This is a genomic window from Streptomyces sp. HUAS MG56, from assembly GCF_058673395.1.
Genome location: NZ_CM178722.1, coordinates 9,356,272 through 9,381,832, shown reverse-complemented (window position 1 = coordinate 9,381,832; position 25,561 = coordinate 9,356,272). Strand labels below are relative to the sequence as shown.

General features: G+C 72.7%; 21 protein-coding genes. 7 read left to right on the top strand and 14 right to left on the bottom strand.

Annotated elements, in window-relative coordinates; genetic code table 11:
• Positions 1-31 precede the first annotated feature (31 nt).
• Together AC4OXY_RS43225 and AC4OXY_RS43220 are read right to left on the bottom strand one after the other, a co-directional pair.
• Positions 32-1,393 carry a rhodanese-like domain-containing protein gene (locus AC4OXY_RS43225; RefSeq protein ID WP_491992447.1) on the bottom strand — a complete coding sequence of 454 codons (1,362 nt, stop codon included), beginning with the start codon at positions 1,391-1,393 and terminating at the stop codon, positions 32-34.
• A gap of 77 nt (positions 1,394-1,470) precedes the next feature.
• Complete coding sequence (locus AC4OXY_RS43220; protein WP_491992446.1) at positions 1,471-2,286, bottom strand: GntR family transcriptional regulator; 816 nt, start codon at positions 2,284-2,286, stop codon at positions 1,471-1,473.
• 109 nt (positions 2,287-2,395) lie between these two features.
• Between AC4OXY_RS43220 and AC4OXY_RS43215 the strand changes: the two genes are divergently transcribed.
• A complete protein-coding gene (locus AC4OXY_RS43215; RefSeq protein ID WP_491992445.1) occupies positions 2,396-3,601 on the top strand; it encodes an NAD(P)/FAD-dependent oxidoreductase in 1,206 nt (401 codons plus the stop codon).
• A gap of 21 nt (positions 3,602-3,622) precedes the next feature.
• Here the strand turns inward: AC4OXY_RS43215 and AC4OXY_RS43210 are convergent, their stop codons facing one another.
• Positions 3,623-4,504, bottom strand: coding sequence for an LLM class flavin-dependent oxidoreductase (locus AC4OXY_RS43210; RefSeq protein WP_356036030.1), 882 nt, complete (start codon positions 4,502-4,504; stop codon positions 3,623-3,625).
• A 27-nt stretch (positions 4,505-4,531) separates the two neighbouring features.
• Entirely contained in the window at positions 4,532-5,554 is a 1,023-nt protein-coding gene (locus AC4OXY_RS43205) for an aldo/keto reductase (RefSeq protein WP_491992444.1), read from the bottom strand.
• Positions 5,555-5,725: 171 nt separating this feature from the next.
• Here AC4OXY_RS43205 and AC4OXY_RS43200 point away from each other — a divergent pair, with 171 nt between their 5' ends.
• Positions 5,726-6,364 carry a TetR/AcrR family transcriptional regulator gene (locus AC4OXY_RS43200; RefSeq protein ID WP_491992443.1) on the top strand — a complete coding sequence of 213 codons (639 nt, stop codon included), beginning with the start codon at positions 5,726-5,728 and terminating at the stop codon, positions 6,362-6,364.
• Here AC4OXY_RS43200 and AC4OXY_RS43195 read toward each other — a convergent pair.
• The 4 genes from AC4OXY_RS43195 to AC4OXY_RS43180 are packed head-to-tail and all read right to left on the bottom strand — an operon-like array spanning position 6,355 to position 10,189.
• Positions 6,355-6,813, bottom strand: a complete 459-nt coding sequence (locus tag AC4OXY_RS43195) for a MaoC family dehydratase (protein WP_356036036.1) — start codon at positions 6,811-6,813, stop codon at positions 6,355-6,357. The two genes, AC4OXY_RS43200 and AC4OXY_RS43195, sit on opposite strands and share 10 nt — an antisense overlap.
• 32 nt (positions 6,814-6,845) lie before the next feature.
• Positions 6,846-8,369, bottom strand: coding sequence for an acyl-CoA synthetase (locus AC4OXY_RS43190; RefSeq protein WP_491992442.1), 1,524 nt, complete (start codon positions 8,367-8,369; stop codon positions 6,846-6,848).
• 10 nt (positions 8,370-8,379) lie between these two features.
• Complete coding sequence (locus AC4OXY_RS43185) at positions 8,380-9,276, bottom strand: amidohydrolase family protein (RefSeq protein ID WP_402063778.1); 897 nt, start codon at positions 9,274-9,276, stop codon at positions 8,380-8,382.
• Between the two features lies 1 nt (position 9,277).
• Positions 9,278-10,189, bottom strand: a complete 912-nt coding sequence (locus AC4OXY_RS43180; RefSeq protein WP_362822810.1) for an SDR family oxidoreductase — start codon at positions 10,187-10,189, stop codon at positions 9,278-9,280.
• A 171-nt stretch (positions 10,190-10,360) separates the two neighbouring features.
• Between AC4OXY_RS43180 and AC4OXY_RS43175 the strand changes: the two genes are divergently transcribed.
• The 3 genes from AC4OXY_RS43175 (at position 10,361) to AC4OXY_RS43165 (ending at position 13,776) form a co-directional block, all read left to right on the top strand.
• The gene (locus tag AC4OXY_RS43175; RefSeq protein WP_376292076.1) at positions 10,361-10,849 is read left to right on the top strand and encodes a MarR family winged helix-turn-helix transcriptional regulator; all 489 of its coding nucleotides are present in this window, start codon (positions 10,361-10,363) and stop codon (positions 10,847-10,849) included.
• Between the two features lie 191 nt (positions 10,850-11,040).
• Entirely contained in the window at positions 11,041-12,030 is a 990-nt protein-coding gene (locus AC4OXY_RS43170; RefSeq protein ID WP_491992441.1) for a trypsin-like serine peptidase, read from the top strand.
• A gap of 99 nt (positions 12,031-12,129) precedes the next feature.
• A complete protein-coding gene (locus AC4OXY_RS43165; protein WP_491992440.1) occupies positions 12,130-13,776 on the top strand; it encodes an APC family permease in 1,647 nt (548 codons plus the stop codon).
• 13 nt (positions 13,777-13,789) lie between these two features.
• On the opposite strand, the gene AC4OXY_RS43160 is transcribed toward AC4OXY_RS43165, so the two are convergent.
• Entirely contained in the window at positions 13,790-15,253 is a 1,464-nt protein-coding gene (locus AC4OXY_RS43160; RefSeq protein WP_491992439.1) for an arabinofuranosidase catalytic domain-containing protein, read from the bottom strand.
• 213 nt (positions 15,254-15,466) lie between these two features.
• On the opposite strand from AC4OXY_RS43160, the gene AC4OXY_RS43155 reads away from it, so the two are divergent.
• Both AC4OXY_RS43155 and AC4OXY_RS43150 read left to right on the top strand, forming a co-directional pair.
• On the top strand, positions 15,467-18,406 hold the full coding sequence (locus tag AC4OXY_RS43155; RefSeq protein WP_491992438.1) for a lectin: 2,940 nt from the start codon (positions 15,467-15,469) through the stop codon (positions 18,404-18,406).
• 201 nt (positions 18,407-18,607) lie between these two features.
• Positions 18,608-19,789: a PP2C family protein-serine/threonine phosphatase gene (locus AC4OXY_RS43150; RefSeq protein WP_491992437.1), complete on the top strand. Its 1,182-nt coding sequence runs from the start codon at positions 18,608-18,610 to the stop codon at positions 19,787-19,789.
• A 3-nt stretch (positions 19,790-19,792) separates the two neighbouring features.
• On the opposite strand, the gene AC4OXY_RS43145 is transcribed toward AC4OXY_RS43150, so the two are convergent.
• The 5 genes from AC4OXY_RS43145 to pip all read right to left on the bottom strand — a co-directional run bounded on the left by AC4OXY_RS43145 (position 19,793) and on the right by pip (position 25,479).
• Positions 19,793-20,590, bottom strand: coding sequence for a maleylpyruvate isomerase N-terminal domain-containing protein (locus AC4OXY_RS43145; RefSeq protein WP_402063767.1), 798 nt, complete (start codon positions 20,588-20,590; stop codon positions 19,793-19,795).
• Positions 20,591-20,685: 95 nt separating this feature from the next.
• Positions 20,686-23,178, bottom strand: coding sequence for a SpoIIE family protein phosphatase (locus tag AC4OXY_RS43140; RefSeq protein WP_491992436.1), 2,493 nt, complete (start codon positions 23,176-23,178; stop codon positions 20,686-20,688).
• Positions 23,179-23,360: 182 nt separating this feature from the next.
• Positions 23,361-23,708 (bottom strand): hypothetical protein, encoded by a 348-nt coding sequence (locus AC4OXY_RS43135; RefSeq protein WP_491992435.1) that lies wholly within the window; start codon positions 23,706-23,708, stop codon positions 23,361-23,363.
• A 128-nt stretch (positions 23,709-23,836) separates the two neighbouring features.
• The gene (locus tag AC4OXY_RS43130) at positions 23,837-24,466 is read right to left on the bottom strand and encodes a DinB family protein (RefSeq protein WP_356037044.1); all 630 of its coding nucleotides are present in this window, start codon (positions 24,464-24,466) and stop codon (positions 23,837-23,839) included.
• Complete coding sequence (gene pip, locus AC4OXY_RS43125) at positions 24,466-25,479, bottom strand: prolyl aminopeptidase (protein WP_491992434.1); 1,014 nt, start codon at positions 25,477-25,479, stop codon at positions 24,466-24,468. The genes AC4OXY_RS43130 and pip overlap by 1 nt, the downstream gene beginning before the upstream one ends.
• Positions 25,480-25,561: the final 82 nt, after the last annotated feature.

Below are 25,561 nucleotides of genomic sequence, written 5' to 3'. Positions count from 1 at the left end.
CCTCTCGTGCGGATCGGGATGTCGGGCGGGCTCAGGCGGTGCGGAGGGGGAGCCCGGTCGCCCCTGCCGTGTCGAAGGCGTCGTCGACCGCGACGACGGCACGGCCTGCCGCGTCGAGCAGCGAGGCGGCGATGGCGGCGCGCATGCCGCCCGCGCAGTGCACCCAGACCTCGCCGGCCGGCACCTCGCCGAGGCGGCGGTGCAGGGTGTGCAGCGGGATGTGGACCGAGCCCTCGATGAATCCGGCGGCCCGCTCCCGGTCACGGCGGACGTCCAGTACGACCGTGCCCTCGGCCGGGTGCCGTGCGGCGAGGTCCGCGAAGCGGGCGCGGGGGAAGGCGGCCAGGGCCTCGCCGTCGGTCGTCCAGGCCGACGGGTCTCCGGTGGCGGCGGCGGCCGGTCGGTCGATGCCGACGCGCACCAACTCACGCTGGGCGCAGGCCAGTTGCTCGGGCGACTCCGCCAGGAGTGTGACCGGCCTGCCCCAGGGGATCAACCAGGCCAGATAGGTGGCGAGTTGACCCTCGGCCTCGAAGTTGTAGGTGCCGGCGACATGCCCTTCGGCGAACGCGACGCGGTTGCGCAGGTCGACCACCCACTCCCCGGCGGCCAGCCGTGCCGCGATCTCCCCGGCGTCGGCGACGGCGGGCGGGGTGAGGTCGACGGGTGCCGGTCCGGCGGAGTTGGCGGGGCCCATGTGCGCGTAGTACGCGGGGACGTCGTCGAGTCCCGCGAGCATGCGGGGGACGAAGGTGTCGGCGTCCTCGGTGAGTGCCTCGTTGGACGCCTTCTCCTTGCCGATGGTCGTCTCGCTCCCGCCGGCCCGTCCGGCGGAGCAGAAGCTGCCGAATCCGTGCGTCGGCAACACGGCGGTGGTGTCGGGCAGTTCGGCGGCGAGGCGGTGGGCGGAGGCGTGCTGGGCGCGGGCCAGGTGTCCGGTGAGGCGGGGCTCGACCAGGTCCGGGCGGCCGACGGTGCCGATCAGCAGCGAGCCTCCCGTGAACACCGCGACCGCCGTGCCGCGTTCCTCCAGGACGTAGGCGGTGTGGTGCGGGGTGTGTCCGGGGGTCGCGAGGGCCCGGAGGGCGAGGTCCGTGTCGAGGACCGTGCGGTCGCCGTCGTGCACGGGTATGCGCGCGAAGGACACACCGGCCCCGGCGGGCACGAGATAGGCGGCGCCGGTGAGCCGGGCGAGTGCCAGGCCGCCGGTGACGTAGTCGTTGTGGAGGTGGGTCTCGACCACATGGGAGATCCGCACGCCCCTGCGGGCCGCGGCCTCCAGCACCCGGTCGGCGTCGCGCGGCGGGTCGACGGCCACGGCCGTGCGCCGGCCGCCCGCCAGATAGTTGCGGTTGCCGAGCCCGGCCACCTCGATCGTGTCGACGAAGAACATGTCAGGTATTCCCTCCACGCGGACCCACCGTCAACTGGTGTGCGGCGACGGCTGATTCGCCGCGCGGCACCGTTCCGTCACCGCACCGCATCGAGCCGCCGTCCGCTCCGGGCCGGGCGGGTGAACCGGGATCCCGCGGGGTCGAGGCGGTAGCCGGCCCGGGCGTCGAACTGCGCGAGGACGCTGAAGCGGTCGGCGCGGATCAGCGTGGTGCGCCACTCGACGGTGCGGCCGTGGGTGCGGCCGAGCCGCTGGATGGAGAACGCGGCCACGCCCTCGGGAAGGTCGAGCAGCCGTCGCTCGGCGGGAGTCGGGACGACCGCGTGGATGCGCTCCTCGCCGCCGACGAGCCGGATGCCGCACCGCTCGGCGAGTTCGTCGTAGAGCCCCGTGTGACCGAAGTCGGCGTCGAGCAGGGCGCGGGCGTCCGCGGCGAGCAGCCACACCTTGTCGTGGGCCAGCGGTTCCCCGTCGGCGAGGCGGATGCGCTCCAGATACAGCAGGGGTGTGGACTCCTCCATGCCCAGCCGCACCGCCACATGGGCGTCGGCGCGGACGTCGAGGGTCCGGACGATGCTGCGCTGTTCGAGCCCGGCCGCCTCGACGGAGGCGAACAGGCTGTAGAGGGCGCCGAGGGGCTGCTCGATGCCGGCCTCGCCCACCGGCCGCTGCCGTCGCCCTCGCGCGGCGGTGACCAGGCCTTCCTCCCGCAGCTCGCGCAGCGCCGCGCGAATGGTGTGCCGGCTCACCCCGTACCGCGCGGCCAGTTCGTTCTCGCCGGGGAAGGAGTCGACGAACTCCCCCTGCGCCAGACGGCCCCTCAGGTCGTCCCGCACATGCCGCCACAGCGGAGTCCCGCCCCGGCTCGCCGAGGCAGTGGGGTCCTCACCCATGCCGCTCACCACCCATGCCCTTCACCCGCGATCACCGTTCTTGTGTACGTACATTTGGAAAGCTAATGTACGTACATTAACTCGGACGGACGCACGAGGGAAGGCGCACATGACGATCGACGCTCACCACAGGGTCCTGATCGTGGGCGGCGGGAGCGCCGGCATCAGCGTCGCGGCCCGCCTGCGGCGCGGCGGTGTCGACGGCATCGGGCTGGTCGAGCCGTCGGCGACGCACTACTACCAGCCGCTGTGGACGCTGGTCGGCGGAGGCCGGGCCGGCGCCCGGACCAGCGCCCGCCCGCAGCGGTCCGTGCTGCCGCGAGGCGTCTCCTGGATCCGCGGCCGCGCGGAGAGCGTCGACCCCGGGCAGCGGACGGTCGGTACCTCCGACGGCAGGACCCTCGGCTACGACCGGCTCGTCGTCTGCCCCGGCATCCAGCTCGACTGGGACCGGGTGCCCGGGATGGCCGAGGCCGTCACGACACCGCACACCTCCAGCAACTACACGTACGAACTTGCTCCCAAGACCTGGGAGTTGATCCGCTCGATGCGCTCGGGCACCGCCGTGTTCACCATGCCGGCGGGCCCGATCAAGTGCGGTGGAGCGCCACAGAAGATCGCCTACCTCGCCGCGGACCACTGGCGCGAGCAGGGAGTCCTGAAGGACATACGGGTGGTGCTCGTGCTGCCCACGCCGGGCATGTTCGGGGTTCCCGTGTTCGCGAGGGAACTGGAGCGGGTCGCGGCCCGCTACGGCATCGAGGTGCGCACGAACAGCGAGCTGACCGAGGTGGATCCGGACGGCCGCGCCGCCGTCGTCGTCGACCACGCGTCCGGTGCCAGGGACTCGATCCGCTTCGACATGATGCACCTGGTGCCGCCGCAGTCGGCGCCCGACTGGCTCAAGGCGACGCCGCTGGCCGATCCGGCCGATCCCGCCGGGTACGTGGAGATCGACAGGCACACCCTGCGCCATGTGCGCCACCCCGAGATCTTCGCCCTCGGTGACGCCGGCTCCTCGCCCAACTCCAAGACCGGGGCCGCGATCCGCAAGCAGGCGCCGGTCGTCGCGCGCAACGTCGCCGCGAGCCTGGCGGGCACGGGCGCGCTGCCCGCGTCGTACGACGGATACTCGTCCTGCCCGATCACCACGTCACGGCACAGCATGCTGCTCGCCGAGTTCGACTACACGCTGCGGCCCCGTCCCACCTTCCCCCTCGTCGACACGACCCGCGAGCGCCGGGACATGTGGTACCTCAAGCGGTACGGACTGCCGTTCCTCTACTGGAACCTGATGCTGCGCGGCCTCGCCTGACTTCGGCCCGCCTGCCCTGCCCTACGCGACCGCCTCCGCGCCGATGACCTCGTCGGTGACCCACCGGGCGACACCCACCGGGTACGGCGCCGGCAGGCCGAGGACGATGTGCCGGAAGCCGGCGTCGAGGGCCTCGGCGACGGCGTCGCGGGTGGTGTCGGGGCGGTCGTAGGAGACGGGCAGGTGCATCGAGCGGGTGATCGTGGCCGGGTCGCGGCCGATCTCGGCGCACGCGCGGTCCAGCAGGGCGCTGCGCCGGACGGCGTCGGCGATGTCACCGCCGGGGATGTTCCAGGCGTCGGCGTGCTCGGCGACCACGCGGAGGGTCGCGGCCGAGCGGCCGCCGACGAGGATCGGCGGGTGGGGGCGCTGGACCGGCTTGGGGTTGGCGAAGGCTCCGGTGAGCCGGTGCTGGGTGCCGTGGAAGTCGAAGGGTGCGGGCTCGGTCCACAGGCGGCGGATCAGCGCGCAGGCCTCGGCGAGGCTTTCGACGGCGTCCGCCGTGTCCTGGAAGGGCAGGCCGTGTGCCGGATACTCGCGCCGGGCCTCGGGCGGGTAAGGCCGTGAGCCGACGCCGATGCCGAAGTCCAGCCGTCCGCCGGAGACGACGTCGACCGTCGTGGCGATCTTGGCCAGCATCGCGGGCGGCCGGAAGCGGTTGCTGGTCACCAGGAGGCCGAGCCGCAGCCGCCGCGTCTGCGCGGCCAGGGCGGCGAGCAGGGTCCAGCCTTCGAGGATCGGGCCGTCCGGGTCGCCGGCGATCGGCATGAGGTGGTCGAACAGCCAGGCGTGCTCGATCTCGGGGATGGCGTCCGCCTCGCGCCAGACCCGCAGGACGTCGTCGTACGTCACCTGCATCGGCGCGGTCATGATCCCGAAGCGGGGCCGGGGGGTGGGTGTCATGAGTATGCCTCTTCGGTCGTCTGCGGATCAGCGGCGCCGGCGCAGGGCCGGGTCGAGCAGCGCCGGCGGGGTGTCGGACTTCTCGTCCGGGGCCAGATCGGTACCGGGGGCGACGATCGCGTCGACGGCGTCGAGCACGTCGGGCGGCAACACGGTGTCGGCTGCGGCGAGTTGGGCGTGCAGGTGGTCCAGGGTGCGCGGGCCGACGAGGGCGCTGGTCACGGCGGGATGCGCGGTGACGAAGCCGAGCGCGAGCTGGATCAGGGTCAGACCGGCCTCGTCGGCGACCTTCACCAGCTTCTCGACGGCCTCCAGCCTGGCCCGGTTGGCGGGGATCGTGGTGTCGAAGCGCCGGGGCAGGAAGGTCGCGCGGTGGGTGCTGACGTCCCGGCCCGCGCGGACGGCGCCCGACAGCCAGCCCGAGGCCAGCGGACTCCAGACCAGCACCCCGAGCCCGTACTCCTCGGCCGCCGGCAGCACATGGGCCTCGATGCCGCGCTGGAGGACGGAATAGCTGGGCTGTTCGGTGACGTAACGGCTCAGGTGATGGTCGCGGGCGGCCCACTGGGCCTGCACGATGCGGTACGCCGGGAAGGTCGAGGAGCCGAAGTAGCGGATCTTTCCCGCGCGTTGCAGGTCGGTCAGGGCCGACAGCGTCTCCTCGTCGCTGGTGTCCGGGTCCCAGCGGTGGATCTGGTAGAGGTCGACGTGGTCCACACCGAGCCGGCGCAGGCTGTTGTCCAGCGCGGTGACCAGCCAGCGGCGCGAGCCGCCCCGGTGGTTGCGCTCGTCGCCCATCGGCAGGGCCGCCTTCGTGGCCAGCACGATGTCGTCACGGCGGCCGGCGAGGGCCTTGCCGACCATCTCCTCCGACTCTCCGGCGCTGTACACGTCGGCGGTGTCGATGACGTTGATCCCGGCATCGAGGGCGGTGTCGACGAGGGCGGTGGCCTCGTCCTGGGTGGTGCGCCCCATCGCGCCGAAGTTCATCGCGCCGAGTGCGAGGGTGCTGACCTGTACGCCGGTGCGGCCCAGGGTGCGGTACTGCATGACCGTTCTCCTCAACAGGGAGGGTGCCGGGCGGCAGGGCACGACTTGGCTGCCGGCCGCCGCTCTGACACCATGAGCAAACGGAACCGTGTTCCGGTAATGACGATACGGAACACGGTTCCGCTTAGCAAGGCGAGCAGGCGCACAGGCCGGCAGCGGAGGAGCGACGCGGTGAACGACGGCAGCCACGAGGACGCGGAGCGCGGGACCCCGCCCCCGCGCGCGAAGGACGCCCGGCGCACGGGCACCCAGCGCAAGGACGCCCTGCGCAACAAGGAGACGTTGCTCGACGCGGCGGCGCAGGTGTTCGTCACCTCGGGCGTCGACGCGCCGGTCCGTGACATCGCGGCGCGGGCCGGGGTCGGGCTCGGCACGATCTACCGGCACTTCCCGACCCGCGCGGAGCTCATCATCGCCGTCTACCGGCACCAGGTGGAGAGCCTCGCCGAGGCCGGTCCGCGCCTGCTGGCGGCCGCCGGGAGTCCGCACGCCGCGCTCGGCCGCTGGATCGGCCTCTTCGTGGACTTCCTGGTCACCAAGCACGGCCTCGCCGCCGTCCTCCAGTCCGACAACACCGGCTTCGAGGCGCTGCACTCCTACTTCCTCGACCGCCTCCTGCCGGTCTGCGCCGAGCTGCTCGACGCCGCGGCCGCGGCCGGCGAGATCCGGCCGGGCCTGACGGCCTACCAACTCATGCGCGGCGTCGGCAACCTCTGCGTCGGCGCGGAGAGCGACACGCGCTACGACGCCCGCCGTCTGGTCGCACTCCTGGTCGCGGGCCTGCGCGGCGACGCCGTGCCTCAGGCGTAGTGCCGGTAGACCGCCTGCGCCACACACACCGGCTTGGGGCTGCCCTCGGCCTCGACGGTGAAGGTCAGCAGCATCTGGACGCCGCCGCCCTTGACCTCCGCCACGGAGTCGACGACGCCGTGCAGCCGGATCTTCGCGCCGACCGGCACAGGGCCGGGGAAACGGACCTTCTCCAGGCCGTAGTTGACGCTCATCGAGATGCCGGTGATGCGCAGCAGGTCGCCGAAGAGCGGGATGATCAGGGAGAGGGTGAGATAGCCGTGGGCGATGGGCCCGCCGAAGGGGCCCGTCTTCGCCCGCTCCGGGTCGGTGTGGATCCACTGGTGGTCACCGGTCGCGTCGGCGAAGGTGTCGACGCGCTCCTGGGTGATCTCCAGCCAGTCGGTACGGCCGAGGTCACGGCCGGCGAGGGCGAGGAGTTCTTCGAGACCGCGTGCTTCGGTGGGCATGGGGGTGCTGCCTTTCCTGGGTACTGGTCGGATCAGGACTGGGCGTAGGAGGCCCGTACGGCGGCCTTGACGATCTTTCCCGAGGCCGTACGGGGCAGACTCTCGGCGAGGGTCACCGTCTGCGGGATCTTGTACTTGGCCAGCAGGGTCCGTGCGTGGGCGAGGATCTCGCCGACGTCGGCGCGGGCCCCGGGGTCCAGGACCAGGACCGCGTGGCCGACCTCGCCCCAGACCTCGTGCGGCACACCGACGACCGCGCACTCGCGGACGGCGGGGTGGGTCAGCAGGGCGGCCTCCACCTCGGCCGGGTACACGTTCTCGCCGCCCGAGACGAACATGTCCTTGACCCGGTCGACGATGTAGGCATATCCGTCGTCGTCGGTGCGTGCCACGTCACCGGTGCGCAGCCAGCCGTCGTCGGTGAGGGCGGCCGCGGTGTCCTGCGGGCGGTTCCAGTAACCGGCCATGACGTTCGGGCCGTCGACGAGGATCTCGCCCCGCTCCCCCGGCCGCGCCGCACGGCCGTCGGGGAGCACCACGCGCGCGTCGGTGAAGAAGTGCGGCACACCCGCGGAGCCCGCCTTCGCCGAGGTCTGCTCACGGTCCAGGAAGAGGACGCCGGGGGACGCCTCGGTCATCCCGTAGCCCTGGCTGAAGGCCAGCCCGCGCGCGAGGTAGGTGTCGATGGTGCGGGCGGGCACCGGCGCGCCGCCGCAGGTCAGGGTGCGCAGGCTGGACAGGTCCGTCGTCGTCCACCGGGGACGCGCGGCCAGGGCGTCGTACATCGTGGGCACCCCGAACAGGTACGTCACGCGCCGGCGCTCGACCACCTCCAGCACCCGCTCGGCGTCGAAGGCGCCCATCAGGACGACCCGGCCGCCCTTGAGGAGGGTGGGCAGACACGTCATGTTCAGCGCGGCGGTGTGGAACAGCGGGGCGACGACCAGGGTGACCTCGTCGCCGGCCAGGTCGCTGTCGACGAGGACGTTGACGCTGTTCCAGGTGATGTTGGCGTGGGTCAGGACGGCGCCCTTGGGACGGCCGGTGGTCCCCGAGGTGTACATGATCATGCAGGGGTCGTCCGGGGCCACGGCCTCGTCCAGCGGGTCGGCCGCGGCACCGGCGAGCAGGTCGTCGTACCCGAGGGCGCCGGGAGCGGCCGGGCCGAGGGTGATGCGGTGGCGCACCCCGGTGTCCGCGGCCGCCGTGGCGGCCGTGTCGCCGAGCTCGGGGTCGTGCACCAGGACCGTGCTTCCGGAGTCGGTGAGCTGGTACGCCAACTCCGCTGCCGCGAGGCGGGTGTTGAGGGGGACGAAGACGGCGCCGAGCACGCCCGCCGCGAACAGTGTCTCCAGGTGGGCGGGGTGGTTGCGGCCCAGGTGGGCGACGCGGTCGCCGCGCGCGACCCCGAGGGAGCGCAGCACGTGGGCGAGACGCAGGACCCGTTGGTGCAGCGCCTGGTAGGTGATCTCGTCGTCCTCGTGGACGATCGCGATCCGGTCCGGGGTCTTGCGGGCCCGGCGGGCGGGCCAGGATCCGATGCCTCGGTTCAACACGGCGTCTCCCTCAGTCCTTGAGCAGGCCGAGCAGTCGGGCGGCGTTCTCCTTGAGGATCCTGGGCCTGACCTCGGGCCTGATGTCAAGGGCGGCGAAGTCGGCGAGCCACCGGTCGGGCGTGATCACGGGGTAGTCGGAGCCGAAGAGCACCTTGTCCTTCAGCAGGGTGTTCGCGTAGCGCACCAGCTGCGGCGGGAAGTACTTCGGCGACCAGCCCGACAGGTCGATGTAGACGTGCGGTTTGTGCGTGGCGACCGCCAGTGCCTCGTCCTGCCAGGGGAACGACGGGTGCGCGAGGATGATCCGCAGCTCGGGGAAGTCCACGGCGACGTCGTCGACGAGCATCGGGTCGGAGTGCTTCAGCCGGATGCCGCCGCCACCGGGGACGCCGGCGCCGATGCCGGTCTGGCCGGTGTGGAACAGGGCCGGTACGCCGAGTTCCTCGATGGCCTCGTACAGCGGGTAGGCCATCCGGTCGTCGGGCGAGAAGCCCTGGAGGCTGGGGTGGAACTTGAAGCCGCGCACCCCGTACTCCGTCACCAGGCGCCGGGCCTCCCGTACGCCGGCGCGGCCCTTGTGCGGGTCGACGCTCGCGAACGGGAGGAGGACGTCGGCGTGGGCCGCGCAGCTCTCGGCGATCTCCTCGTTGGCGATGCGGGGACGGCCGGTGGCGTGCTCGGCGTCGACGGTGAACACCACGGCGGCCATGCGGCGTTCACGGTAGTGGGCGGCCGTCTCCTCGACGGTGGGCTGCCGGTGGCCGTGCGCCTTGAAGTACGCGGCGGAGGCGCCGAGGAGTTCGGGGCTGAGCGAGGCGTGGCCGTCCTTGGACACCTCGGCGTGGGTGTGGACGTCGATGGCGGTCAGCGCACCGACATCGATCGTCGCACGGTGCCTGTCACCCATGTCATGCCTCCGGTACCTGGGGAGCGGGGATGCCGTAGGTCTCGGGCTCGGCGCCCACGCCGGCGTGCCAGCGCTCGGCGATGGCGTCGGCGCTCCAGCCGCCGTCGGCGAAGTCGACGGACTTCTCCCGGGGGTGGGCCCACAGGGCCAGCCGGTCGCCGCCGATGCCGATGGCCTGCCCGGTGACGTCCTCGGCGGCGTCCGACGCGAGGTAGGTGATCAGGCTCGCGACGTCCTCGACGGTGCCGAGGCCCTCGTCCCGGCGCAGCCAGGCGGGCAGCGGGGCGCCGGTGCGCTCGGACTCCTCGATGAGCGGTGCGAAGGCGGGGATGGTCTTGGTCATCTCGGTGGCCGCGACCGGGACGACGGCGTTGACGGTGATCCGGGCACGGGCCAGCTCCAGGGCCCAGGTGCGGGCCATCGCGACGATGCCGGCCTTGGCGGCGGCGTAGTTGGTCTGGCCGAAGTTGCCGCGCTGGCCGGCCGGGGAGGAGATGAGGACGATACGGCCGCCGGTGCCCTGCTCGCGCATGCGCACCGCGGCGGCGCGCGCGCAGGTGAAGGTGCCGCGCAGATGCACCGTGACGACGGCGTCGAAGTCGTCGTCCGTCATCTTCCACAGCACCCGGTCGCGGAGGATGCCGGCGTTGGTGACGAGGACGTCGAGCCGCCCGAACTCCGTCACGGCGGTCTCGACGAGCCGCTCGGCCGCCTCGCTGTCCCCCACCGCCGCCACGACGCCCACGGCGGTGCCGCCCGCTGCGGTGATGCCGTCCACGGCGGCGTCGACGGCGCCGGGGTCGAGGTCGTTGACGACGACGCGGGCCCCGGCCGCGGCGAGGGCCCGGGCGTAGGCCAGACCGAGCCCACGACCGCTGCCGGTGACGACGGCGACCTTGCCGTGCAGATCCATGAATGCGCCTCTTCCTTGGGAACGGTCGGCCTTCCTGGAGTCCGGTCGAACAGATCGACAGGAATCCTGTTGGTTGTGCCAGTGTTCTCTTCCGACAGGAATCCTGTCAATGGCTTAGGCTGGCCGCTGCGACTCGGATCGGCATCGGGGAAGGCACCGGAAAGGCACGGCATGACGCGACCGACGAAACCCGCGACGGCACAAGCCACGGGGGAAGCGGGCCCCCGGGAGGCGGGCCCTGCCGAGGCGGGCCCGTCCGTCCTCTACCTGCTCAAGCGCACCGAACTCGTGGTCCGTGCCCGGCTGGAGGAACTGGTCAGGCCGGCCGGCATCACCGCGCTGCAGTACACCGCCCTCACCGTGCTGGACCGGCACGACGGCGTCTCCGCCGCCCGGTTGGCCCGGGACTCCTTCGTCACGGCCCAGTCCATGGCCGACATGGTCCGCGCCCTGGAGGCCCGCGATCTGATCCGCCGTGAGCCGAATCCCCGCAACCGCCGGGAGAAGGTCATCCTCCTCACCGAGTCGGGCCGCGACCTCCTGAGCGCCTACGCCGAACCGGCCCGCGAACTCGAACACCGCATGCTCCAGGACCTGACGCCGCAGGAGGTCACCCACTTCCGCGAGGCCCTCAAGAGCGCGCACCGGGCGCTGTCGTGACCGTCCGAGCCCGGCCCGCCGCCGGACGAGCCTGAGCGGTTCACACCCCGTACACCCGGCCGGTCGACGGAAGTTGACGGTCCGTCGGCCGTCCGACACCCGGCCTAGCCGGATTCGGCCGTGCACGCTGTGACGCGCGGGGCCGCGGGCTTATGGTGAGCCGTCACCTGCGGCCGCCCTGAGGGGACCTGATGTTGCTCGGGACCAGATTCGTCCGTTACGCCACCGGCTGCGCGGCAGCCCTGCTGATCAGTGCCGGACTCACCACGACGGCATCCGCCGACAGCACCACGGCCGGCCCCAACCCGGTCGCCGAACAGCTCGACGCCTACTGGAGCCCGGCCCGGATGGCCGCCGCCCTGCCCGCCGACGTCCTCAAGGGCGCCGAGGGCGGTGCGGCGGCGCACTCCGCGTCCCCCGCGGTGGACGGGCCGCAGCCGGGCGAGTACATCCCGCCGAGCCGGAGCTTCGACGGCATCCCGCAGGCGGGCACCTTCTTCTGGACCGACGCCACCGGGACCGGCCGCACCTGCAGCGGCTCGGTCGTGCGCAGTCCCGGGCGCGACCTCGTGCTGAGCGCCGGACACTGTCTGAAGGGGTACGCCGGCACCTCGCCGAAGCGGCACCTGGCCTTCGTCCCGCAATACCACGACACACAAAAGCCCTTCGGGGTCTTCCCGGTGCGCACCAACGGCGTCTATGTGTCGCAGGCGTACTACGACCTGGGCGAGCACGCCGGAGCCGCGTACGACTTCGCCTTCGCCGTCACCGAACCCAACGAGGACGGAACCCTGCTCCAGGACGCGGTCGGCGGCGTACGGCTGCTCACCGGGACCGGCTACTACCACGCCCCGGTGCGGATGATCGGCTACCCGGCGGGGGCCGAGAAGCCGCTGGAGTGCTGGAGCTGGACCACCCGGTGGGACAGCGACGACCCGGCCGACCCGGGCACCTTCCCGCGCATCGCCTGCGACGCCTTCGTGGGCGGGACCAGCGGCGGCCCCATGCTGCTTCCCCTGCCGGACGGCTGGGCCGTCATCGGCGTGATCGGCGGCTATCACACGGGCGGCAACACGCCCCAGGTCTCCTACAGCGCCTACTTCGGCACCGCCACCCGGGCCCTGTACGACGCGGCGGTCAGCGGTGCCGCGCCGGCGGGCCCGCGACCCGCCGCCGGCTGAGCCCCGCCTCCCCGGAAAGTGCCCGCGCGGCCACGGCCAAAAGCCCGTCACCGTGGCACGATGGTGATGACATTCACCCTATATGAGGGGGTGCGCGCCATGGCCGTGTCCGATGCGACGCCTGGTCCGAAGACCCAGCGGCCCGGGCTGCGGCGCGAGATCGGGTTCGTCGGGCTGATCTGGGCCTCGGAGGGCTCGATCATCGGATCGGGCTGGCTGTTCGGCGCACAGGGGGCGTTGGCGGCGGCCGGACCGGCGGCGATCATCTCGTGGGCCATCGGCGGTGTCGCGATCCTGATCCTGGCGCTGGTGCATGCGGAGCTGGGCGGCATGTACCCGGTGTCGGGCGGCACCGCCCGCTTCCCGCACTACGCGTTCGGCGGTGCCGCCGGGGCCTCCTTCGGCTGGTTCTCCTGGCTCCAGGCGGCCACGGTGGCGCCGATCGAGGTGCTGGCGATGATCACCTACGCCCAGCACTACTCCTGGGCGAGCGGCTGGGAGAAGGTCAGGAGCGGCGAGCACGTCCTCACCCCGCCCGGTATCGCCATCGCGGTCGGGCTGATGGCCGTCATCACGGCGATCAACTTCCTCAGCATCCGGCTGCTGGCCCGCACCAACAGCGCGGCGACGTGGTGGAAGGTCGGCATCCCGCTGCTGACCATCTTCGTGTTCGCCGTCGCCCAGTTCCACACCGCCAACTTCACCGCGGCCGACGGCTTCGACCCGTACGGCGCCAAGGGCATCCTGTCCGCCGTCTCCACCAGCGGCATCATCTTCGCGCTGCTGGGTTTCGAGCAGGCCGACCAGCTCGCCGGCGAGAGCGCCAACCCCAAGCGGGACATCCCGCGTGCCGTGATCGGCTCGATCATCCTCGGCATCCTCATCTACGTCGGACTCCAGGTCGTGTTCCTCGCCGCGCTGCCCGCCTCCCAGATCGGCGGCCACTGGGCCACTTCGGCGTTCACCGCCCTGAGCGGGCCGTTCGCCCAGGTCGCGACGCTCATCAGCCTCGGCTGGCTGGCCGCGGTCCTGTATCTGGACGCCGTGATCTCCCCTGCCGGCACGGGTCTGATCTACATCACCGGCTCCTCCCGGGTCTCCTACGGCCTGAGCCGCAACGGCTACGTGCCCTCCGCCTTCGAGGCCACCAACCGGCGCGGTGTCCCCTGGGTCGGACTGATCGCCGCGTTCGTGACCGGCTGCGTCTGCTTCCTGCCGTTCCCCAGCTGGCGTTCCCTCGTCGGACTCATCACCAGCGCGAGCGTGCTGATGTACGCCGGCGCGCCACTGTCCTTCGGGGTGTTCCGCAACCGGCTGCCGCAGGCCCACCGTCCGTACCGGCTACCAGGCGGCAGCTGGATGTCACCTCTGGCCTTCGTCGTCGCCAACCTGCTGATCCTGTGGTCGGGTTGGACCACCGACTGGAAGCTGGGCGTCGCCATCCTCCTCGGCTACGTCATCCTGATCGCCAACCGTGTGTTCAGGATGAACCCCATCACGCCCCAACTGGACCTGCGCGCCGCCCAGTGGCTGCCGGTCTACCTGGTCGGGATGGGTCTCATCGTCTACCTCAGCGACTTCGGACCGCTCAAGCACCCCTGGTTCCCGCTGTGGTGGGACATCGGTGTGACCGCCGCCTTCAGCCTCGTCGTCTACTACTGGGCGCTGGCGGTGGCCCTGCCGGCCGAGCAGATCCAGCACATGATCGACCAGGTCGTGGTCCCGGAGGAAGAGGAGATCCTCTGACCCCGGCCCGGCCTCACCCCAACCGGAACTTCTGGGCCGCCGAGCCGTTGCAGTCCCAGATCCGCAGCCGGGTGCCGTTCGCCGTCGCCCCGTCCGGCGCGTCCAGACACCGCCCCGACTGAGGATTCAACAACGAACCGTCCGCCTGCTGCACCCACTTCTGCCCACCCACGCCATTGCAGTCCCACAACTCCACCTGCGTCCCGGCAGCCGTCCCGTTGCCATTGATGTCCAGGCAGCGGCCGATGGTGGCGAGGCTGCCGTCGGCGCGGTGGGTCCAGTGCTGGTCCTCGGCCCAGGACTGACAGCCCCAGAGTTGGACGGCCGTGCCGTCGGTGCCGGTGTCGTCGCCGGCCACGTCGACGCAGGTGCCGCCCGGGCCGGTGATGGTGCCCTGGGGGCCGTTGGGGACGTTCGTCTCGCCCGCGTAGCCGACGGAGACGACGTTCGCCTGGACCGCGTTCTCGGCGGCGTCGCTCGGGTAGCCGGCGACCATCACGCCCTCGAAGAAGGTACCCATGTTCCAGTTGCTGTTGTCGCCGCCCGTGCCGAGGATGATCCCGCCCTCCTGGTGCATGGGCCGATAGCCGCCGCGGGTGGGCAGGGAGCCGTCCCACCAGGTCGTCAACCCGCCCGCCTGTGCGTCGCCGCCCTTGAGCGCGTACCGGGTCTGCCCGTCGTTCTTCAGCGCCGCGGTGACGTAGGTGCTGCCGTTGCCCCGGTTGGCCGTGTTGGAGCCGTTGTCGCCCTGGAACATGCCGTTCTCCAGGTCGGCCTCGACCCAGGGGCCGGAGCCGGTGCACGGCGCGAAGTAGCAGGTGGTCGCGAGGCTCACCGCGTCCATGTGGCCGTTGCCGGTGTCGGCCGGGGTGCTCTCGGCGTTGCCGTAGTCGAAGCAGCACGCGGAGCCCACGTGGGTGCCGCTGGCCACCATGTACGCGCCCTCCGGCCGGCCGTCGACCGCGACGCCGGAGGCGGCTCCGGTGGAGCGGTAGCCGACTCCCGGCGAGATCCACACGCCGTACACCTTGTGGCCGCCGGCGGTGACGGCGATCTCGGCGGCGTCCGCGCCCCGGTCCGCGCCCATCCCTGAGGTGCCCGCCGGACCCGGCGTCAGGTCGTTGTGGCGTGCGGTCTGGTCGTAGATCCGCGTGACGGCACACGTGGTGTCGGCGCAGAACCGGTCCTGCTGCGCCACGTCGGCGTAACCGCCCGGCGCCAGCAGGCCGATGTCGGCGCCGGCGCCGTCGGAGGCGCGGGTGACCCGGTACAGCGGGCCGTCGTAGGCGGAGAAGAGCGCGCGCACGGTGCTGTGCGCGGCGACGCAGGGCGTACCGGCGCCGCCGTAGATGTCGCACGGCAGTTGGGCGCCGGCGGCCCGCGAGGTGCCGGGCAGGCCGAGCGCGGCGCCCAGGAGGAGCACGACGACGGCCAGGAACGACGCGAGCGGTCTCGGTCCTCTGCGGTTTCCCCGCATGCTGGGCTCCTCCCTGCGACGGCCGTTGCGGAAGCTACGCACGCCGATGACCCGCGTCAAGATTTGTTGCCTTTTGCCTTATGAGAAGCTCCGGGATTGAGTCAATGTGTGCGGTGGACACGAAACATGACGTCACGTCAGTCGCGCGTCCTTGACAGCAGGGACGGAAGGCGCCAGCTTTCGGGACAACGTTGTCGAAGGGACACGGTCACGATGACTCGATCCACCCGACTCAGAGCAGACGGCAGAACTCGCCTGTTCCCGGCCCGCGTTCTGCCGCCCTTCCGACTCCCGTCCGTACTGGCCGTCGGCGCCCTCGTGGTGGGCGTCGCCGCAGCTCCCGCGCACGCCGCCGCGGGCGCGCCCCGGCTGGTCGCCGATCCCGCCTCCCTCGTGAACCCCTTCATCGGGACCTCGAACGCCGCGGACGACTTCCCCGGCGCCGACACCCCGTTCGGGATGGTCCAGTGGAGCCCCGACACCCCGCACAAGCCGGACGGCGGCGGCTACGAGTACAACGACTCGGCCATCACCGGCTTCGGCCTCACCCACATCGCCGGACCGGGGTGCCGGGCGGGCGGCGACATCCCGGTCCTGCCGACCCTCGGCACGGTGGACGCCCGCGCCACGGACAGCTTCTCGCACGCCCACGAGTCCGCCTCCCCGGGCTCGTACACGGTGTCGCTGGACAACGGCGTCAAGACGGAGCTGACCGCGACCACCCGCAGCGGCATGGCGCGCTTCACCTTCCCGGCCACCAGCCAGGCGAACCTCCTGTTCAAACTGACGAACAGTCAAAATGGGGACACCGCAGCCCAGTTCCACGTGGTGAACAGCAAGGAAGTGCGCGGCAGCGTCACCAGCGGCAACTTCTGCGGCGAGGGCAACTCCTACACCGTCTACTTCGACATGGTCTTCGACCAGCCGTTCAAGCACAGCGGCACCGCCCCGGCCGCCGCCGCGCCCACCACGCCGCGCACCGACGTCCCGGCCGGCACCCCCGAGGCGCCGAACAAGCCCGTGCTGCACGGCGTCGTCCCCGGCCCGGCCCACTCCTTCGCCAAAGCCGCGAGCGGCACCGACGGCTACGTCACGTTCGACACCTCCGCCCACCGCACCGTTCAGGCCAAGGTCGGCATCTCGTACGTGTCGGCCGCCGGCGCGGTAGGCAACCGCACGGCGGAGAACCCCGGCTGGAGCTTCGCCACGGTGCGCGACGCGGCGCACACCTCGTGGAAGTCGCTCCTCGGCCGGGCGCGGATCGCGGGCGGCACGGCGGCTCAGCAGACCGTCTTCTACACGGCGCTCTACCACGCCCTGCTGCACCCGAACGTCATCAGCGACACCGACCGCCACTACCCCGGCTTCGACGGCAAGCCCCACACCGTCGACAAGGGACACACCGCCGCCTACGCCAACTACTCCGGCTGGGACGTCTACCGCTCGCAGGCCCAGCTCGAAGCCCTGATCGCGCCGAAGGCCGCCTCCGACACCGCGCAGTCGATGGTCGACGACTACCGCCAGACCGGGCTGTTCCCCAAGTGGTCGGAGAACAACGGCGAGACGTACGTGATGGTCGGCGACCCCGCGGACGAGATCATCGCCGACTACTACGCCTTCGGCGCCCGCGGCTTCGACACCGCCGCCGCCCTCAACGGTCTGATCGCGGAGGCCACCACGGCCAACAACAACCGCCCGGGCCTCAACTACCTGGAACAGACCGGCCGGTTGCCCAGCAACGGCAAGTACGGCTGCTGCAACTTCTACGGCCCCGCGTCCACCACGCTGGAGTACGACTCGGCGGACTTCGCCCTGTCCGCGCTCGCCGGAGCCCTCGGCCACGGCGCCGACCAGCAGCGGTTCGCGAACCGGGCCCAGGACTGGCAGAACCTGTTCCACTACGGCAGCGGCTTCGTCCAGCCGCGCGACGCCTCGGGCACCTGGACCTCGGGCTTCTCACCGACCTCGGGCAAGAACTTCGTCGAGGGCGACTCCTGGCAGTACACGCCGATGGTGCCGTTCAACGTGCGCGGCCTGGCCACCGCCATGGGCGGCGACGCGGCGCTGGCGAAGTTCCTGGACCAGGACCTGTCCTCGCTGACCGGGGCCGGCGGCTACACCAACCTGGGCAACGAGCCCAGCCTCAACATCCCCTGGGAGTACGACTACATCGGCCGGCCGTACCGGACGCAGGCGGTGGTCCGGCAGGTCCAGGACCAGATCTGGACCGACAGCCCGTCGGGCCTGGCCGGCAACGACGACCTGGGCGAGATGAGCTCGTGGTACGTGTGGTCCGCCCTCGGCATGTACCCGGAGACCCCGGGCACCGCCGATCTGGCCCTCGGCAGCCCGCTGTTCACCCAGGCCGTGATCACCCTGCCGTCCGGCCACACCCTCACGGTCAACGGAACCGGCGCCGCCGACGACGCCCCCTACGTCCAGTCGGCCACCTGGAACGGCACTGCGTGGAACGCGGCGCACGCACCCGACGGCGCCCTCACCGGCGGCGGCACCCTCACGTATGTGCTGGGCACCTCCGCCAACACCTCGTGGGCGTCGGACGCATCCGCCGCGCCGCGCTCCTACCCCGGCGCGCCGTCGTACACCGACGTGGGCACCTCCGCAGACACCGCGGCCGGCTCGGCGAACTTCGACGGCGCGGGCTTCAGCTACTCGGCGCGCGCCCTGGCCGGGCAGGGTGTCACCCCGGGCGCGAAGGTCGCGGCCGGCGGGGTCACCTTCACCTGGCCGAAGGCGGCGGCCGGCGCCGCGGACAACTACGTGGCGAACGGGCAGACGGTACGGGTGTCGGGCTCCGGCGCCATCTCCTTCCTGGGCGCCGCCAACAACGGCCCGGCCTCCGGCACCGCGACCGTGACGTACACGGACGGCACGACCCAGTCGGTGCCCCTGGCCTTCTCCGACTGGACGCTGGCGGCGGGCAGCGCCTCGCCGCTCGCGGACAACACCATCGCGGTGACCACGTCCTACCGCAACCAAACCGGCACGTCGTCCGACCCCACCACGACCTACGTGTTCGCCACCAGGCCGGTGGCGCTGGCCGCGGGCAGGACGGTCGCCGCCGTGCGGCTGCCGTCCGACGTCGCCTCCGGCGGGCTGCACGTCTTCGCGATCGGCTTCGGCACCGGCTGAGCCGTCCGGAACATGCCGCCCGGTGGAGCAATGACCGGGATTCCGGGGCACGACCCGCCAGGCTGGAGGGCTGTCGAGGTCGTGTGACACAGGAGTCCGGGTGCGAGAACCACGTAGGCCGAACCGTCAGGTGTGCCGTCCCTCCGAAGAGACGGCACACCGCGGGGCCGAAGCCGGATCGTCCGTGCCCCGGAGCGACGGATGAGCCGCGAACCCGCCGACCGGGAGTCGGACAGCTTCGCCGACCCGCGGACCCGGCTGCCGACGGCTCCCCTGTGGCTGCGCTGGCTGCCGGTCCTGTGGGTGGCGGCTTTACTGGCCGTGGAGCCCGTGACGCCGGTTGACTGGCCGGTGAGCTACGCGCTGATCGCCGTACCCCTCCTCGCGGCCTTCGCCTACGGTCCCGTCGGCGTCGCCGTGGCCACGGTGTTCTCCGTGGTCTTCGAGGGGGTGCTGGCCGGCACCCCGTGCTGCGCGGGCCGGTCCGTCGGCTATCTGTGGGACCGGCACTACGTCGCCTCCTACATCTGTACGGCCCTGGTGGGCGCCCTCGGCACGGTCCTGGCCGCCCACCGGATCCGGCGCGAGCGCACCCTCGCCGACGTCCGGTTCGTGGCCGACATCGCGCAGCGCGTCCTGCTGCGGCCGGTGCCGCACCGGATCGGGCACCTTCAGCTGGAGAGCCTCTACCTCTCGGCCGCCGCGGAGGCCCGGATCGGCGGTGACCTCTTCGAGGCCGTCCCCACCGGCTTCGGGGTCCGCCTGCTCATCGGAGACGTGCGCGGCAAGGGACTGCTCGCGGTGGAGACCGCCGCCACCCTGCTCGGCGCGTTCCGCGAGGCCGCGTACGAGGAACCCGACCTGGCCACGCTCGCCGCCCGGATGGAGACGAGCATGGCCCGCAGGGCGGAGCGGCTCGGCGGGGACGAGACCGTCGAGCGGTTCGTCACCGCGGTCTTCGCCGAGATCCCGGCCGACGGCGGACTCGTCTACGTCGTCAACTGCGGCCATCCGCCGCCGCTGTGCCTGCGGGCCGGCGAGGTGGGCGAGCTGGACAGCGGGCGGTCGGCGCCGCCGCTGAACGTCGGCATGCTGGTCCCGAACCCGTACCACGTCGACGTCTACCCGTTCTGGCCCGGCGATCAGCTGCTGCTGTACACCGACGGTGTCACGGAGACCCGGGACGCGTCGGGCAGGTTCTATCCCCTGGCCGAGCGCGTGCGCTCCTGGGGCCCGCTGCCGCCCGTGGAGTTGCTCGCGCGCCTCCACGACGACCTGCTCGCCTACGGGCACCACGGCCTCCAGGACGACACCGCGGCCCTCGCGGTGTGCCTGCTGCCGGGCGAGCCGCCGCCGACGGCCCCGCCGCCGACGGCCGAGTGAGCGTCAGAAGGCGGTGTGGGCGAACCAGTTGTCGAGGACCGCGGTGGGTCCCGAGACGTCGTAGCCCGGCTCCTGGTACGAGCGGCGGCCGTAGAGGAGCAGCAGGAGGCCGGCAGCCGGGGCGCGCACGACCGCCGTCGCCTCGGCGTCCTCCCGCGGCACCGGGCGGAACCCGTCCGGGTCCAGGCGCACCCGCCACTCCTCGCCGGTGTCCGTGCTCACGAACGCGAGCGTCTCGCCGTCGCCGCGCAGCTTGGTCACACCGGGGGCGAAGAGGCCCGCGTAGGGCAGGTTGACCAGGAACTCGTCCACGCCGTCCGCCGCGAGGGCCGGCTCGATGTCCGCCTCCGCACCCGCCCGACCGCCCACGGCCTGCTCCGCGTCGACCCGGTGCACCAGCGTCTCGAAGAGCATCCGGCGCGCCCAGAACCCCGCGCGGCGGTCCGCGCCCCAGACCCACATCGGCGCCTCGGGGTCGGTGTCCCGCAGGACGGCCGCGACGGCCGGCTCCCCGGCGGCCACCCAGCCGGGCCACTCCCGCTCGTCCTCGGGCAGCCCCAGCTCCACGTCGCGGCTGCGCGGCGGGTCCTGCACGCGCTGGGTCAGCAGCGCGGCGAACCAGCGCTGGAGGGAGCCCACGTGCCGGGTGAGGTCGGCGAGCGTCCAGCCGGGGCAGGCCGGCACGGCGCTCGCGAGGTCGGCGTCCTCGACCGCCGCGGCGAAACGCAGGGTTTCGCGGGCGACGGCCTCGCGGTAGGTGTCGTACGGCAGGGGGTGTCCCTGCCCGCTGGTCGCTGCCATCGGCTGCCGCCGTCCTGTTCTGTTCTCGGTACGGATGTCCGGTACGGATGTCGCGTCGGCGACAGTCTGGCGCCTGGAGTCCACTCCAAGGCAAATCACGGGTCAGGGGGCGGATCGGGGAGGGGATCCGGGATGTCCTGTTCGGCCCAGATGATCTTGCCCTGGTCCGTGTAGCGGGCGCCCCAGCGCAGGGCGAGCTGGGCGACCAGGAAGAGCCCGCGGCCGCCCTCGTCGGTGCTGCGGGCGTGCCGCAGCCGGGGCGCGGTGCTGCTGGCGTCGGAGACCTCGCAGGTGAGGCGGGCGTCGTGGAGCAGCCGGAGGCGGATGGGCGGTGCGGCGTAGCGGATGGCGTTGGTGACGAGTTCGCTCACCACGAGCTCGGTCGTCAGGGCCAGCTCCTCCAGGCCCCAGTCGCGCATCTGCCGGGTGGCCCGGGCGCGCAGGTCGCCGACGGCGGCCGGGTCGGGCCGCACCTCCCAGGAGGCGACCCGGTCCGCGCCGAGGACGTGGGTGCGGGTGAGCAGGAGCGCGATGTCGTCGGGCTGGGGCACGGGCACGAGCTGCCGCACGGCGGACGCGCACAGCGCGCCCAGGTCGTCCCCGGTGCGGGCGAGGACCGCGCACAGGCGGGCCATGCCCCGCTCCACGTCGTGGTCGGGGCCCTCGATGAGGCCGTCGGTGTAGAGCCCGAGCAGGCTGTTCTCGGCCAGTTCGATCTCGGTGGCCTCGAACGACATGCCGCCCAGCCCGAGCGGAGGCCCGGCGGGGATCTCCGGGAAGCCGGCCTCGCCGTCGGGGGTGACGACCACGGGCGGCGGGTGCCCGGCCCGGGCCATCGTGCAGCGCCGGCTGACCGGGTCGTAGACGGCGTAGAGGCAGGTCGCGCCGATGAAGGTGGTCGTGGAGCGGGCCGCCGCGCCGGCGGCGGTCTCCGCGTCGCTCAGCCGGAGCACCAGGTCGTCGAGATGGGCGAGCACTTCGTCGGGGGGCATCTCCATCTCGGCGAGGGTCTGCACCGCCGTCCGCAGCCGGCCCATGCTGGCCGCCGCGGTGATGCCGTGGCCGACCACGTCGCCGACGACGAGGCCCACCCGGGCGCCGGACAGCGGGATCACGTCGAACCAGTCGCCGCCGACGCCGCCGGACAGGTCCGCCGGCAGATAGGTGGAGGCCACGTCGAGTGCGGTGCCGCCGGACAGCGTCGGGGGCAGCAGGCTGCGCTGGAGCGTGACGGCCGCGGTGTGTTCCCTGGTGTAGCGGCGGGCGTTGTCCACGCACACCGCCGCACGGGCCACCAGCTCGCGGGCGACCAGGACGTCGTCGGGGCCGAAGGAGACCGGGTTGAGGGTGCGGGCGAAGGTGGTGAGGCCGAGGACGGTGTTGCGGGCCCGCATCGGCGCGGCGATGAGCGAGTGCAGGCCGTACTGCCGGATCCGCTCCGCCCGCAGGGGCTCCCGGGTGACCCACTGCTCGTCGGCGGGGTCGAGGACCGGGATGAGCAGCGGCTCGCCGTCGATCAGCAGATTCGCGTCGTACGGCGGCGGGACGAAGTCGACGGTGTCGCCGACCTGGGCGACGGCCTCGGGGCAGCCCTCGCGCACCGAGCGCATCGCCGCGCGGCACATCAGCGGCTTGGCGGGCGCGGGGCCGGCGTCGGGCAGCCAGGCGCCGTGGCCCTCGGTGCTGAGCACGGGCTCCAGCAGGTCGACCACGACGAAGTCGGCGAAGCGGGGGACGGCGAAGTCGGCGAGTTCCTGGGCGGTGGCCACCACGTCGAGCGTCCGGCCGATGCTCGTGCCGGCCTCGTTGACCAGCGTCAGCAACTGCCGGGCGTGCCAGCGCTCGGTGACGTCCTGGACCATGTAGCAGACGCCGGTGATGGCGGCGTCGGCGTCGACGAGGGGGAAGAACGAGGTCGAGTAGGCGTGCCGGCGGTGCGGATCGGCCCAGCTCCAGCCCTCGTACTCGTAGTCGGTGACCGGCAGTCCCGTCGCGAACACCTTGCGCATCAGCCCCTCCAGGGCCTCTGCCTGAAGTCCCGGGAGCAGCTCGCTCAGGCGCCGTCCCAGCCGCTCCTCACGGGGCACCCCGCCGAAGTGCTCCAGGGTGTCGTTCAGCCACACGTAGCGCAGCTCGCGGTCCATGACGGCCATGCCGACCGGGGAGCGGGTGAGGAAACCGTCGAGGACGGACTGGCCCATGGTCCACTGCCGGTGCCGTTCCCGCGCCGACACCAGGAAGCACGCGTCCGCGCCCACCCGGAAGGAGGCGGAGACGCGCAGCTCGACGTCGAAGGCGCGGCCGTCCCGGTGGCGTACGGTGATCCGCCCGCTCCAGCCGTTTCCGGCGAGGCACCGCTCCACGATGCCGGCGAGCCGGGCCGGGTCCTCGGGCATGGCCAGCAAGGGCGCGGCGGAGCGCCCGACGACCTCCCGTTCCGGGTAGCCGAGCAGTGCCGTCGCGCAGCGGGTCCAGCCGACCACGACGCCGTGTTCCGAGATCACCGCGGTCGCGTCGGTGGACGCGTCGAAGAGATCGCCCGGTCTCACCGCCGGCGATGCGGCGCCGCCCTGTCGCGCTGGTTCCATCGATTCCACCCTTACACCACTATGAGCGTGCTTGTCCGCCGGTGTGCAGGCAACCGGTGGACAGCGGGGGCCGGCTGCCCCGGCCGGCGCGGACGATCTCCACCGAGGCGCCGGGCGGGGCGACGCCTGTCCCGCACACGGCCCGCCTCGCTCGCGGAGGTCCGTACGCAGGCGGTGCACACCTACCTGGTCTGTACGCCGGCCACGCCGACCTCGCCCGGTCCCGGTCCGGCGCCGGGCCGGTCGAGGTGGAGCGGCCCGGCGCCGACGCGGACCACACCGCGCTCTCCGAGGCCTTCGGCGGTGAGTTCCCGCCGTCGCCGCAGGGCGCGGCACGGCTGCGGCGCACCGGGGAGGGCGGCGGTGACCCGCGACGCGGCCGACGGCTGTGCCGGCGGGGCCGTCCGCTCGGCGCCCGCCGGGGGCACCGCGGAGGCGGTGGGCGTCGGCACCGTCCCGGCGCGCCGGGGCCGGGGCGTCGCCGCCGCGGTCACCCACGACCCGGCCGCGCCCCCGCTCGGCCGGGGCACGCGGTCGGTGTGGCCGCGTACTCGGGCGGCGGCTCGCGCCGCGTGTACGGGAGGGGCGGCTTCCGGCTGGCCGACACCCGGCTGTACGTGTCGCTGGAAGTGTGACCCCGAGCCTCCGCGTGCTGCGGTCAGGTCGCCGGCCGGCCCGCGCGGTAGAGGTCGCGCAGGAGCGCGATCTCGGCGCCGTGGTGCAGGACTTCCTGGTTGACCCACCACACGATGTCGAGGAACGGCTCCTCCGCGTCGCTGCCGTACGGGTAGCCGCAGTACCCCACCGTGTCCAGGGCCGCGTCGTCCGCGCCCAGCAGGGCCTGACGCCAGGCGGCGGCGCCGTCCGCGAAGGCCGCGACGGCCCCGGCGGCGTCCCCGTCGACGGGATGCTCCTCCCGGGTCGCCGAGCGGCTTCCGGCGGTGTGGTCGGCGCGGAGGGCCAGCATCTCGGTGAGATGGCTCAGGCGCCAGGCGAGGGTCGTGACCGGCGGCGGCCACGGATGCGGGTAGGCCGCGGCATCCCGCCCCCAGGTGCCGCCGCCCGCCAGGAGGGTCGCGCGGGGTCCGGGCCCGTCCGCGCGCCGGCGGACGGACCAGCAGCCGGGGACGGGTTCCCAGAAGTACTCCTCGTCGGTGAGGGGTTCGACCCGGGTGTCCGTGCCGTCGCCGCTGTCCATGACAGGTCCGGTCAGCCGGCGCAGGAGCCGCTCGCGGGCGAAGTCGAACTGGTCGAGCAGCGGCCGCAGTCGGGGCGGTGGTGTCGTCATCAGTGCCTCCTCGTGGGACGGACCGGCGCCGGGCCGCGGGCGTACCGGTCGGTGGCCGCCACCATCGCCTCGGCCACGCCCGCCGCCCCGGCGTTGTGCCCGGTGTCGCCCACGATCACCAACTCGCTGTCGGGCCAGGCGTGATGGAGCCGCCAGACGATGCCGAGGAGGTTGCCGAAGTCGAGTTCGCCCTGGACGAGCGTGCCGGGGATGCCCTTGAGCAGGTGCGCGTCGCGCAGGATCACACCGTCGCCGCTCGCGGCCTCGCCCCCGCCCGCACCCCCGCCGAGGAAGTGGCCGTTGCCCCAGTAGTGCGTGACGGTGCGGGCGAACCCCATGCGGAACACGGGGTCTTCGTAGCGGGTGACCGAGCGCGGCGGTGCGGGGATCACGGCCGTCTCCCAGTCGGTCCAGGCCCGCGCGGCGCGCTCCCGCACCTCGGGGTCGGGCGATTCGAGCAGCCGGTTGTAGGCGGCGGCGAGGTTGCCGTCGCGCTCGCCCTCGGGCACCGCGGACCGGAACCGTTCGAAGGCCTCGGGGAAGATCCGGCCGAGCCCCCGGGTCAACAGCTCGACCTCGGCGTCCGATCCGGTGGCGACCCCGGTCAGCACGAGTTCCGAGACGACGCCCGGGTGGGTCTGGGCGTAGCGCAGTCCGAGCACCGACCCGAAGGAGACACCCCACACGAGCCACCGGTCGATGCCCAGGTGACGGCGCAACTCCTCAAGATCGGTGATGAGTTGGCCCGTCGTGTTGACACTCATGTCGGTGTCGGGGCGGCTCGCGTGCGGGATCGAGCGGCCGCTGCCGCGCTGGTCGAGCAGGACGATCCGGTAGGCGGCCGGGTCGAACAGCCGCCGGAAGTACGGGGTGCTGCCGGACCCGGGGCCGCCGTGCAGGACGACGGCGGGCTTGCCGTCGGGGTTGCCGCAGGTCTCCCAGTGGACGTGGTTGCCGTCGCCCACGTCGAGCATGCCGTTCTCGTACGGTTCGAGCTCCGGATACAGAGGCATCCGGGCACCGTAGCGCAGGCGGGAGCGTGCCGCTCGGGGATATACGCTCGGTCCGCTCTGTCGCGGAAGCGCCCCGGAATTG